The following is an 11729-nucleotide window of genomic DNA, read 5'->3' as shown; positions in this document are numbered from 1 at the left end:
GGGAACGTCGTTGACAGCGCCCGCGGCGCATCCGCACGCTGTTGTGTATCGCGAACGACGTTGCGCATAGCGCATCACCGCCCGCGATCTCTCGACGTCCGAGCCGGGGAGCCGCCGGTATGCATCGTCTGTGTTCGTTGAGCGACCTCACCCCGGGTGAGGGACTGCGGGTCGACTCCGTCGCGCCGCCGGTCGCCGTCTTCCTCGCGGAGGACGGCACCGTGCACGCGATCGACGACACCTGCACCCACCAGGACGCCTCCCTCGCGGAGGGCTGGCTCGAGGACGGCGCGGTCGAGTGCCCTCTGCACGAGAGCCGGTTCTGCCTGCGCAGCGGGGTGCCCGACGGCGGCCCCGCGCGCGGCGGCGTGCGGGTGCACCGGGCGGAGGTGGTCGACGGCGAGGTCCTCGTCGAGCTGTCGACCGCCGCGCCCTGCCTGCCGCCCGGGGTGGTCTCCGCATGACCGGGCCCGTGGACGCCGTCACCCGCACCGGCGTCGTCGTGGTCGGCGCGGGCCTCGCCGGCTGGACCGTCGCCAGCACGCTGCGGACCGAGGGCTACACCGGCGACGTCGTCGTCATCGGCGCCGAGGAGCACGCGCCCTACGACCGCCCCCCGCTGAGCAAGGACTTCCTCGCCGGGCGGCTGCACCGGGGCGACCTCGCCCTGAGCCCGCCGGACGGGGACGACGGCGTCACCTGGCGGCTCGGCCGCCGAGCCGTCGCGCTGGACGTCGACGCCCGCGCCGTGACGCTCGACGACGGCACCCTCGTCGTCGGGGACCACGTGGTCGTCGCGACGGGAGCCGTCGCGCGGCGGCTGCCCGGTGCGGTGGCCGGGATCCACACGGTCGCCACGCTGGAGGACGCCGAGGCGCTGCGGTCCGCCGTCGGTCACGGCGTCCGTGTCGTCGTGGCCGGCGCCGGGTTCCTGGGCCTCGAGGTCGCCGCGTCCCTGACGACGCTCGGTGCCCGGGTCACCGTGGCCTGCGCCGACGACGGACCGCTGCTGCGCACGATCGGTCCCGACGCGAGCGCCGCGGTGCAGACGCTGCACGCGTCGCACGGCGTCCGGATGGTCACCGGCGTGCGGGTCCTGAGCGCGCTCGCCGACGCCACCGGGTCCGGGACGTCCGGCGTCCTGCTCGACGACGGACGCGAGCTGCCGGCCGACGTCGTCGTCGCGGCCGCGGGCGCCGACCCGGCCGCCGGCTGGCTGTGGGGCAGCGGCCTGACGCTGGACGGCGGAGTCGTCTGCGACGCGACGGGCAACGCCGCGCCGGGGGTGCACGCCGTCGGCGACTGCGCGGTCTGGGCGGGCGAGCGCTGCTCCCACTGGACGCGCACCGTGCGCCAGGCGCGCCGCGTGGCCGCCGTCGTCGCCCACCGACAGCCGCCCGAGGCCGACGTCGAACCCGACTACGTCTGGTCCGACCAGTACGACGCCCGGCTGCAGATGGCGGGCAGCCTGCGCGGCGGCGAGACCGGCGAGGTGCGGTCCGCCGACGGCGGGCTGTTCGTCGTCTTCCGCTCCGGCGACGACGAGGTCGCGGCCTTCGCCATGAACCAGCCCCGCCGGCTGATGCGCTGGCGCAAGACCCACCGCCGTCGGCCCGCCTCCGAGAGGATCCCCGCATGATCATCGAGCAGCTCGACGAGCCCCTGCCGGGGTCGATCCTGCCCACGCTGGGCGGCAGCTGGTACACCGACCCCGACGTGTTCGCCCTGGAGCAGGAGCGCATCTTCTCCACGCAGTGGATGTGCGTGCTGCGCGGTGACGACGTCCCCGGGGCGGGCGACTACCGCCTGGTGCAGGTCGGCCGCGAGCAGGTCGTGGTGTCTCGGAACCGCCGGGGCGAGATCCGGGCCTTCCTCAACGTGTGCCGGCACCGCGGCATGCGGGTGTGCACCGAGCCCGCCGGCACCGCCCGCAAGTTCCAGTGCGGCTACCACGCGTGGACGTACGACCTCGACGGACGGCTCGTCGCCGCCCCCAACCTCACCCGCATGCCCGACGTCGACCGCGACGCGTACGGGCTGCGCGGCGTCGCGGTGCACGAGTGGATGGGCTACGTGTGGGTGTGCCTGGCCGACTCGCCGCCGTCGTTCACCGAGACGGTGCTGGGCGAGCTGGTCACCCGGCTCGGGGAGGCCGAGACCTTCGACGCCTGGCAGGTCGCCGACCTGCGGCTCGGGAAGCGGATCGCCTACGACGTGCACGCCAACTGGAAGCTGATCATCGAGAACTTCATGGAGTGCTACCACTGCGCCACGATCCACCCCGAGCTCACCGAGGTCATCCCCGAGTTCGCCGACGGCTGGGCGGCGCAGACGTACGTCGGGCGCGGCGCGGAGTTCGGCGAGGGTGTCGAGGGGTTCACCGTCGACGGGTCCGCCGGGGTCGCGCCGCTGCCGCTGCTCGGCGCCGACCAGGAACGACGCTACTTCGCGGTGACGATCAAGCCGTCGGTGTTCGTCAACATGGTGCCGGACCACGTCGTCGTGCACCGCATGTTCCCCACCGCGGTGGACCGCACGTACGTCGAGTGCGACTGGCTGTTCCTGCCCGAGGTCGTCGGGGCGGGGACCGACGTGTCCGGGTCGGTGGAGCTGTTCGACCGGGTCAACCGGCAGGACTTCGAGGCCTGCGAACGGACCCAGCCGGCGATGTCGTCGGCCGCCTACGCCGACGGCGGCTCGCTGGTGCCGGCCGAGCACCACATCGAGACCTTCCACACCTGGGTGCGCGAGCGGCTCGCGTGACGCCGGCGCCGGCGCCGCGGGTCAGGGCCGCAGCACCGGGCGCCGGGGGTCGAACAGCCCGATGGGCAGGTCGGTCGTGCCGTCGGTCGTCAGGTCCGCCAGGATCTCGCCGACCACGGGAACGAACTTGAACCCGTGGCCGCTGAACCCGCAGGCGATCGCGACCTGGTCGTGCAGCGGGTGGGTGCCGATGACGAAGTGCTCGTCGGGTGCCACGGTGTACAGGCAGGTCTTGGCCTGGACCACGGGACCGGTCAGGTGCGGGAAGAGCTCGAGGGCCCGACGGCGCATCTCGGCGGTCTCGTCGGAGTGCACGACGCGGTCGACGGCGTCGGGATCGGTCGGCGTGCCCAGGTGGAAGTAGCCGAGCTTGAACCCGCCGGCGGGGCCGTCGGTCATCGGGAAGCCGTAGATCTGGCCGTTGCCGTGGGTCTCCTCGATGTACACGGGGTGCTGCTCCTGGGACCACCGCTCGACCGGGACGGCGTCGGTGTCCGGGGTGAACCAGTAGAAGACCATCCGCTCGACCGACAGCGGGAGCTCCAGCTCGGGCAGCATCTGCGGCGCCCACGCGCCCGGCGTCACCACGAGCCGGTCGGCACCGTAGGTCCCCTCGGGGGTGACGACCTCGACGCCGCCGCCCGGGGTCGCGCTCCAGCGCTGCACGCGCTCGCCGAAGCGCAGCGTCGCGCCCTTCCGGGCTGCCACCTCGGTGTTCGCGATCACCGTCTCCTCGGGGCGTACATATCCTGCCGCGGACTCGTACAACGCCATCGCGTCGTCGGCCGGGTCCATGGTGGGGAACCGGCGGCGGATCTCGGCGGCGTCCAGCACCTCGTGGTCGAGGCCGTGCTGCTCGGCGGCCAGCCGGCTGCCCGCGTAGGTCGGGCTGGCCGGGTCGCCGACGTAGATGCCGCCGCACAGCGTGAGCAGGTCGCGTCCCGACTCGGCCTCGAGCCGATACCAGCCCTCGTAGGCCCGGCGCAGCAGGGGGACGTACTCGGGGGACTCGAAGTACGACTGCCGCACGATCCGCGTCCCGCCGTGCGCCGAGCCCTGGTCGTGGCCGGGGGTGAACGACTCCAGGCCGAGGACGTCGAGGCCGCGCGCCGCGAGCTCGTTGGCTGCCGCACCGCCCATCGAGCCGAGGCCGAGGACGATGACGTCGTGGTGCTGCACGGGTATCTCTCTCAGCGCAGGATGCGCGACATCTCGGGGTCGACCAGCGGTTCGGACTGCACGGTAGCGGGCAGGCGGCGCCCGAAGTACTCGATCTCCAGGGCGCGGCCCGGCTCGGCCAGCTCCGGGGGCAGCCAGGCGTACGCCACGGTCACCCCGAGGGTGGACGACTGGTCGGCGCTGGTCACGTACCCGACGGCGCCCTCGCCCGGTCCGGCGCCCCGGACCAGCACCGGCTCGCCGCCGAGCACGACCGCGTCCGGGCCGTCGAGCGTGAGGCAGGCGAGCCGCCGTCGGACCGGCCGGTCCTCGAGCGCCGCCCGGCCCACGAAGTCGCCCGCGCGGCGGCTCACGGCGAACCCGAGGCCGGCCTCCGCCGGGGAGTGCTCGCGGCTGATGTCGGCGCCGTAGGCGCGGTAGCCCTTCTCGAGGCGCAGGCTGTGGAACGCCCGCCGCCCACCGGCGACGAGTCCCGACGGCGCACCGGCCTCCCAGAGGCTGTCCCACAACCGTCGGCCCTGGTCGGCGGTGGTCCACAGCTCCCAGCCGAGCTCGCCGACGTAGCTGACGCGCATCGCCAGCACGTCCGCACCCGCGACCCGGAGCTGCTTCGCGCGGAAGTAGCCGAGCGCCTCGTGCGAGACGTCGTCGTCGGTGAGGCGTTCGAGCACGTCGCGGGCACGCGGTCCCCACAGCCCGAGCCCGCACGTCCCCGCGGTGAGGTCGGTGATCCGGACGGCGTCGGGGCACCGGCTCTCCAGGTAGACGCGGTCCCGGTGCCCGTTGGTGCCGACGAGGTAGCGCTCGGGCCCGAGCCGGGTCACGGTGACGTCCGAGCGGATGCCGCCCGCGTCGTCGAGCAGCAGCGCGTACACGACCCGACCGACGGACCGGTCGACGTCGTTGCTGGTCAGACCCTGCAGGAACGCGGTCGCCCCGGGGCCGGAGACCTCGAGGCGGGACAGCGGGGTCATGTCGTACAGACCGACGGCGGTGCGGGTGGCGTGGGCCTCCGCGGCCGCGATCGGCGACCAGTGCCGCGCCGCCCACGCGTCGCGCTCCGGGACACGGTCGAGGGCGTCCACGAGCGGGGCGTTGGCCTCGAACCACAGCGGCCTCTCCCAGCCGTTCGCCTGCTCGAACACGGCCCCGAGCTCGCGCTGGCGGTCGTGGAACGGGCTCGTGCGCAGGCCCCGCTGCACCTCGGTGGAGGCCTGCGGGTGGACGACGTCGTAGACCTCCGCGTACGCCTCGGCCGCCCGTGCGCGCGTCCAGTCGCGGCTGACCACGGCGGGGTCGAAGCGGGTGTACTCCAGCCCGTGGGTGTCGACGCCCGGGTCCTCGCGCACGATCCAGTCGGCCATGACCTGCCCGACGCCGGCGGACTGCGTGACCCAGACGGCCTGCGCGAGCCACAGCCCGTCGACCCCGGCGACCGGACCCAGCATCGGCCCGCCGTCGGGCGTGAAGGAGAAGATGCCGTTGAAGCCCTCGCTGAAGGGGACGTCGCGCAGCTCGGGCAGCAACCGGCGCGCCTCGTCCCACGACGGGCCGAAGTCCTCCCAGGTCAGCGGGTGCATCGCGGGGTGCACGCCGGTGGCCGCGAACTCGTCGGCGCCCGCCACGCCGTCGGGCTCCACGGGCATCGGCCGATGGCGGTAGGCGCCGATGCCGATCCGGTCGACGTACTCGCGCAGGTACAGGGAGAAGTCCTGGTGGCGGAGCATCGGGCGGGAGGCCTCGTCGAGCACGTCGTGCCGACCGATCAGTCCGGGCACGGGTGCGGAGAGGCCGAAGCAGTGCTCCATGGGCATCATCGGCAGCTCGAACCCGAGCAGGTCGCGGGCCAGGCCCGGACCCCACAGGCCGGCGCAGGCCACGACGACGTCGGCCGGCACGTGCTCCGGCGTCGCGCCGTCGGGTGCCGGGACCGGGAGGACCTCAACGCCGGTGACGCGGCCACCGGTCCGGGTCACGCCCACGACCCGGGTGCGGGGCACGAGACGGGCGCCGTGCTCCACGGCCCGCTCGGCCTGCCAGCGGACGGCGTGCACCGACTTCACGACGCCGTCGGTCGGGGTGTGGAAGCCGCCGAGCACGCCGGAGGTGTCCAGGCCCGGCCAGATCTCGGCGCACTCGTCGGGGTCGACGAGCCGGGACGCGATGCCCCAGGACTGGGCGAGGCCGTTGCGGCGGGACAGGTCGTGCAGGCGCTCGGGGGTGGTCGCGATCTCCAGGCCGCCGAGCCGCTTGAGCAGCCACTGCCCGTCCACCTTCTGCCCGTCGAGCTTGTCGAGGGTGCGGCGGGCCAGCAGGCTCATCGTGCGGTGCGGCGAGGTCTGGAAGACGAAGCCGGGCGCGTGCGAGGAGGAGCCGCCGGTCTCCCACAGCGGGCCCTGCTCGAGGACGGTCACGTGCCGCATGCCGCGCTGGGTGAGCTCGTCGGCCAGCGCCGCACCGACGACGCCGAGGCCGATCACGACGATGCGGGGCTGGTGGTCGAGGCGGGACAGGTCGGTCATCGCACGGCCTCCTCGGTCGGAGGATGTCGCGCTCTGCGCAACATCGTGTCTATGACGCAACAGCGTAGGCGTGCACGACGCCGGGGACGAGAGCCCTCGGTCAGGGTTTACGCAGCATTTACGCGGCTACGCGCCGAGCCGCGCGCTGAGCCCCGCGGCGTGCCGGGTCAGCACCGCCGCGATCTCCTCGAAGGCCTCGGGAACCATCCGGAAGCTCGGCGCCGTCACGCTCAGCGCCGCCACGACGCGACCACCGGTCCCGTGCACCGGGACCGCGAGCGCGTTGGTGTCCTGCTCCCACTCGGCGACGGCGGCCGCCCAGCCACGACGCCGGATCGTGGCGAGCTCCTCGCGCAGCGCCGCGGGGTCCGTGATCGTGCGGTCCGTGCACACCTCGAGCGGGCCCTCGAGCACCGTCGCCAGGACCTCGTCGCCGGCGTGGGCGAGCAGCATCTTGCCGGTCGACGTCGCGTGCAGCGGGGTGCGCTGGCCGACATACTGCCGGGCCACCCCGACGAGCTGCGAGCTCGTGGTCTGGGTGATGTTCACCGCCGCGCCGTCGTCGAGGATCGCGACGTTGCTGGTCTCGTCGACCTCGGCCGTGACGTCGTCGCACACCGCCCGGGCGTCCGTCGCGATGTCCATGCGGCGCGTCACCCGTCCGGCCAGCCGCAGCAGCCCGACACCGAGGTCGTAGGTGCCGCGGCGCTCCTCCTGCTCGACCAGGTCGTGCGCCTCCAGCGTCGCCAGCAGGCGGAACGCGGTGGAACGGTGCACCCCCAGCTCGCGGGCGATCTCGCTGACCCCGAGCTCGCCGGCGGTGGCCAGCAGCTCCAGGATGGCGGCGGCCCGGTCGACGGACTGGACGGCACCGTCCTTGGTCGCACGACCCCCCGAGCTCTCCGCCATCGCACCAGGTTATCGCTGCGGCGTCCGGTGGGCGCCGGGCCGGGCGCCGCCACCGGCGAACGGTCACGGCCGTTCGCCGGCGGCACCCCGGGCGAAAGCGATCCCGAGGCCGTGCGATCCCGAGGCCGTGCGACGCATCAACGGCTCGGCGACCGGGCTCCCTCCGGGCACGGGGCGACGAGGGAGGAACCCATGGCGACGACGTTCGGCATCGAGGCGATCAGGCACTTCGCCAACGCGCGGGCCAACGGTCCGGACTCCAAGGCCGCGGACCTGACGTACACGTTCAACCGGAGCAACGGCTTCGACCGCGAGCTGCGTGACGCCGGGCACGCCCGCGCCTTCTACTGGACCGAGCAGGACGTCTGGGAGAACGACATCCAGGACACGTCCGGCGGCGGGGACGACCGCAACTGGGTCGACGACGTCGACCTGTTCTGGATCGAGACGCACGGCAACAACGACGCCGGCCGCCCGATCATGCTCTACGACGTCCCCCGGGACCAGTGGCTGACCAACGCCTCCACCTGGCAGCTCGGCGAGGACTGGAACGCCGAGTGGGTGATGGCGTTCTCCTGCCACACCATCGACCGCGGCAACGTCGGCGCCGTCTGGCCGATCTTCGCCCGCCTCCACCTGTACTGCGGGGCCTGGGAGAACATGTACGACGCCTGGACCACCGAGGAGTGCGGCGAGGACGTCGCCGACAACCTCACCGACGGCGACACCGTCAGCGAGGCGTGGCTCGACGGCGTCTCCGACTGGGCGACGGACAACCACCCGATCGTCGTCGGGCCCGGCACGTCCGCGGCATGGAACGGCGGCACCATCCGCTGGGACCTGAGCCCGCACCACACCGACCACATCTGGGGCGAGGGCGGCACGGCGCCCGACCTCGCACCGGCGCAGCAGGGCTGCCTGCTCTGGCGCTGGGCCGAAGGCTGAACGGAGACCGCCATGTCCGGATTCACCACCGTCGTCGACCGCCTGGCCGAGCTCGCCGGGAAGATCCCGCACGAGGTCGCCGTCCACCACCTGGTCGACCAGCCCGAGGTCGAGGAGCGGGGGCTCGCGCACGCGTACCGCCTCGCCGAGACGCTCGGCTGGTCCGTCCGCGAGGAGAAGACCTCCCGGGGCCGCGCCGCCCGCATGCTGCGCGACCCCGATCGGGGCCGCCTCGCCGTGTTCCACGCGTCGGGCGCCGTGGCGCTGAAGACGTCCGTCGGGCCGTTCGACGAACTGTTCGACGGCGACCCCGGCGACGACGAGCTCGCGACCCACGCCCGCAAGCACCTCGAGCGGCTCGGGGTCACGGAGCTCGTCGCGGACGGCGAGAGCCTGGAGCTCGAACGGCTCTGGCGCATCCGCGCCGCCGGGTCCGACCCGGACGGCGCCGTCAGCGAACCCGTCCTGTGCCGCGCGGTCGGAGCGTTCCGCCACACCGTCGGCGACCTGCCGGTGCTCGGCCGTGCGTCCGCCCACGTCGAGCTGACCGGGAAGGGCTCCGTCAGCGCGGCGTCGACCCTGCTGCGCAGCCCGGCCGGCCACTCGCGGCCGCTCGCCACCGTCGCAGCACGCGACCCGTACGACGCCGCCGAGGAGGTCGCCCACCGGCTCGCGAAGCTCCTGGGCAGCCGCGACCTGGGCGACGAGATCACGCCGCGCGGCTTCTCCTTCGGCTACCTGTCCCTGGGGCGCCGTCGACCGCAGTCCGTGCTGGCGCCGTTCTTCGTCGCCGACGTCACGATCGGGTCCGGCCCGGGACGCACGAAGTCCGCGCACCTGCTGCCCGTCGCCGGCAGCGACGAACGGTTCCTCAGCCTGCCGCGCGGGGCGGCGCCCAGCACGCTGGCCCGCAAGCCCGGGGCACCCGCGGTCGCCTGACACTCGGGCCCCGCCGGGCGTGCGGCCCCGTGCCGACGGCAGCATGGTGGAGACGTAGCGACTCGACGAAGGGAGACCGCACATGACTCTCGTCGACCCGGGCCCCCGTCCGCAGGCCTTCGACATCGAGGCCGCCACGCGACGGAACGACACCTGTCGCACGGTCGTGTGGACGGGCGTGCATCTCCAGGTCACGCTGATGTCGATCCCCGTCGGGGAGTCGGTCGGTCTCGAGGTCCACCCGGACACGGACCAGTTCCTCCGCCTCGACGCCGGCCGTGGCCGTTGCGTCATGGGGCCGGCCCGCGACGATCTGGACTTCACCCAGGACGTCACCGACGGGTGGGCGATCCACGTTCCGGCCGGCACCTGGCACGACGTGATCAACACCGGCGACGAGCCCATGCGGCTGTATGCCGTGTACGCCCCGACCCATCACGCGGCAGGCATCGTGCAGGAGACCGCTGGCGAGGCCGAGCGCGACGAGTCGAGCGGGCGCGACGAACCGCCATCGTGGACCCGGCAGCCCGAGGAGGGCGAGCCCGACCAGCACGCCCCCTGAGGAAGGGGCGGGCTGCAGCACCGTCGAGCTCTTCCGTGGTCCACCAGCGACCACCGCACACGACCGCACCGTCGTACCGCTCCAGGACCAGGTCGACCTCGACCCCTGCGCGAACCGCCCAGAAACGACAAAAGTCCCGGCCGGGTCACCCCGTCGGGACTTCTCGCAGCTCAACCGCTCTCGAGACCGAGAACGACGAAGGCCCCGGTTCGATGAACCGGGGCCTTCCTGCAACGTGCGCGAGGGGGGAGTTGAACCCCCACGCCCTCTCGGGCACACGGACCTGAACCGTGCGCGTCTGCCTATTCCGCCACTCGCGCTTGCCGGAGCAGATTAGCACGCACCGACCCCCGGATCCCAACCCGATCCAGGGCCTCCGGCGGCGACGTGCGTCACACCGCAGTGCGAGGTCCGGCGGGACCTCGGTCGGCGACGGGCCACCCGGTCAGGCATCAGCAGCCGATGGCTGACCGGACGCGACGTCGGCCGCTCAGCAACCACCCGGACAGGACCGTCCGCTCACCCTCGGACCGACCGACGGCAAGGAGAAGCCCCGCATCGTGATCGCCCTGTGACCTGGGGACCACCTCTGCCCCAGGGATTCGCACGAAATCCACAGGTTCGTGGGCGCGGGTGGTGCACCGTTGCCTACGATCTGGATAGTCTGCCCGCACACGACGGGCTGACGGAAGGAGGTGGCATGGGAGCGCTGGACCGCTTCGAGAAGAGCGTCGAGCGGGTCATGAACAACGCGTTCGCGAAGGTGGGACGCGGCAGCGAGGTCAAGGCGGTCGAGCTGGCGAGCCGGCTGCGGCGCGAGATCGACGACCGTGCCGCCGTCGTCGGCCACGACCGGACCGTCGCACCGAACGAGTTCACCATCGAGCTCGGGCCGGAGGACTTCGACCACGTGCAGTCGTGGGGCGCGGAGACCCTGGCGGACGAGCTCGCCACCAACCTCACCGAGTACGCGTCGTCCCAGCACTACGCGTTCGTCGGTCCCGTCAGCGTGTCCTTCGAGCGCGACGAGCAGCTCACCCGCGGACGGTTCCAGCTGCGCTCGGCCACGGTGCGCGGCAACGTCGCGCCGGCGACCAACCCCGCGCCCAGCACCCGCCACCCCCTCATCGACATCGACGGACAGCGCTACCTGCTCACCGGCCCCGTCACGGTCATCGGCCGTGACGCCGAGGCCGACATCGTCGTCGACGACCCCGGGGTCTCCCGGCGCCACCTGGAGATCCGCGTGACGCCCGAGGGCGTCGTCGCCACCGACCTCGGATCCACCAACGGGCTCTTCGTCGAGGGTCATCAGGTCCCCGCAGCCACCCTGCTGGACGGCAACACCCTGACCATCGGCCGGACCCGGATCATGTTCTGGACCGGCACCTCGGCCGGACGCACGAACGAGGAGTGGTGATCCGCCCCGGATGAGCGAGCTGACGTTCACCCTGCTGCGGCTGGGATACCTGGTGCTGCTCTGGGTGTTCGTGCTCTCCGCGGTGGCCGTGCTCCGCCGCGACCTGGCGCTGCGCGGCGCGCCCCGTGCGCGCAAGAAGTCCGACGACGGCGCCCCGGCGGCCGCGCCGGCGCCCTCCTCCCGCGGCGCCGCACCGTCGGGTCCCACCCGCCTGGTCGTGACGCAGGGACCGCTGACCGGCACGACGCTGCCGCTGTCCGGCTCGTCGATCCTCATCGGCCGCGCCCCGAGCTGCACGCTCGTGCTGGACGACGACTACTCCTCCTCCCGGCACGCGCGGATCTTCCCGCAGGGCGACCAGTGGTACGTCGAGGACCTGGGGTCGACGAACGGCACCTACCTCGGTGACCAGCGCGTCTCGGCGCCGACCCGCCTGGGTCCCGGCGTCGGCGTCCAGATCGGCCGGTCCGTCGTCGAGCTGCAGGGGTGA

At 73.3% G+C, this 11729-nt stretch carries 11 protein-coding genes and 1 tRNA gene; 8 read left to right on the top strand and 4 right to left on the bottom strand.

Annotation, left to right across the window (positions count from 1 at the left end):
* Positions 1-137: 137 nt before the first annotated feature.
* The 3 genes from PO879_RS00195 to PO879_RS00185 are packed head-to-tail and all read left to right on the top strand — an operon-like array spanning position 138 to position 2763.
* Positions 138-464 carry a non-heme iron oxygenase ferredoxin subunit gene (locus tag PO879_RS00195; RefSeq protein ID WP_332900890.1) on the top strand — a complete coding sequence of 109 codons (327 nt, stop codon included), beginning with the start codon at positions 138-140 and terminating at the stop codon, positions 462-464.
* Positions 461-1639 carry an FAD-dependent oxidoreductase gene (locus PO879_RS00190; RefSeq protein ID WP_278235930.1) on the top strand — a complete coding sequence of 393 codons (1179 nt, stop codon included), beginning with the start codon at positions 461-463 and terminating at the stop codon, positions 1637-1639. Before PO879_RS00195 ends, PO879_RS00190 begins: the two co-directional genes overlap by 4 nt.
* Positions 1636-2763 carry an aromatic ring-hydroxylating dioxygenase subunit alpha gene (locus PO879_RS00185; RefSeq protein ID WP_278235929.1) on the top strand — a complete coding sequence of 376 codons (1128 nt, stop codon included), beginning with the start codon at positions 1636-1638 and terminating at the stop codon, positions 2761-2763. The genes PO879_RS00190 and PO879_RS00185 overlap by 4 nt, the downstream gene beginning before the upstream one ends.
* Before the next feature lie 21 nt (positions 2764-2784).
* Here the strand turns inward: PO879_RS00185 and solA are convergent, their stop codons facing one another.
* The 3 genes from solA to PO879_RS00170 form a co-directional block, all read right to left on the bottom strand.
* Positions 2785-3942: an N-methyl-L-tryptophan oxidase gene (gene solA, locus PO879_RS00180; RefSeq protein WP_278235928.1), complete on the bottom strand. Its 1158-nt coding sequence runs from the start codon at positions 3940-3942 to the stop codon at positions 2785-2787.
* Positions 3943-3953: 11 nt separating this feature from the next.
* Positions 3954-6464, bottom strand: coding sequence for an FAD-dependent oxidoreductase (locus tag PO879_RS00175; protein WP_278235927.1), 2511 nt, complete (start codon positions 6462-6464; stop codon positions 3954-3956).
* Positions 6465-6590: 126 nt separating this feature from the next.
* Positions 6591-7373: an IclR family transcriptional regulator gene (locus PO879_RS00170; protein ID WP_278235926.1), complete on the bottom strand. Its 783-nt coding sequence runs from the start codon at positions 7371-7373 to the stop codon at positions 6591-6593.
* Positions 7374-7565: 192 nt separating this feature from the next.
* Here PO879_RS00170 and PO879_RS00165 point away from each other — a divergent pair, with 192 nt between their 5' ends.
* The 3 genes from PO879_RS00165 (at position 7566) to PO879_RS00155 (ending at position 9819) form a co-directional block, all read left to right on the top strand.
* Positions 7566-8318: a DUF6345 domain-containing protein gene (locus PO879_RS00165; protein ID WP_278235925.1), complete on the top strand. Its 753-nt coding sequence runs from the start codon at positions 7566-7568 to the stop codon at positions 8316-8318.
* 12 nt (positions 8319-8330) lie between these two features.
* A complete protein-coding gene (locus tag PO879_RS00160; RefSeq protein ID WP_278235924.1) occupies positions 8331-9257 on the top strand; it encodes a hypothetical protein in 927 nt (308 codons plus the stop codon).
* An 82-nt stretch (positions 9258-9339) separates the two neighbouring features.
* Positions 9340-9819, top strand: coding sequence for a cupin domain-containing protein (locus tag PO879_RS00155; protein ID WP_278235923.1), 480 nt, complete (start codon positions 9340-9342; stop codon positions 9817-9819).
* Positions 9820-10055: 236 nt separating this feature from the next.
* On the opposite strand, the gene PO879_RS00150 is transcribed toward PO879_RS00155, so the two are convergent.
* Positions 10056-10139: transfer RNA gene (locus PO879_RS00150), tRNA-Leu, on the bottom strand.
* A gap of 380 nt (positions 10140-10519) precedes the next feature.
* Between PO879_RS00150 and PO879_RS00145 the strand changes: the two genes are divergently transcribed.
* Together PO879_RS00145 and PO879_RS00140 are read left to right on the top strand one after the other, a co-directional pair.
* Entirely contained in the window at positions 10520-11239 is a 720-nt protein-coding gene (locus tag PO879_RS00145) for a DUF3662 and FHA domain-containing protein (RefSeq protein ID WP_278235922.1), read from the top strand.
* A 10-nt stretch (positions 11240-11249) separates the two neighbouring features.
* Positions 11250-11729 (top strand): FHA domain-containing protein, encoded by a 480-nt coding sequence (locus tag PO879_RS00140; RefSeq protein WP_278235921.1) that lies wholly within the window; start codon positions 11250-11252, stop codon positions 11727-11729.

Origin of the sequence: Isoptericola sp. AK164 (assembly GCF_029643425.1) — a bacterium.
In the GTDB taxonomy this organism is placed as follows: Bacteria; Actinomycetota; Actinomycetes; order Actinomycetales; family Cellulomonadaceae; genus Isoptericola; species Isoptericola haloaureus.
This window is presented reverse-complemented; position numbering and strand designations above follow the sequence as displayed.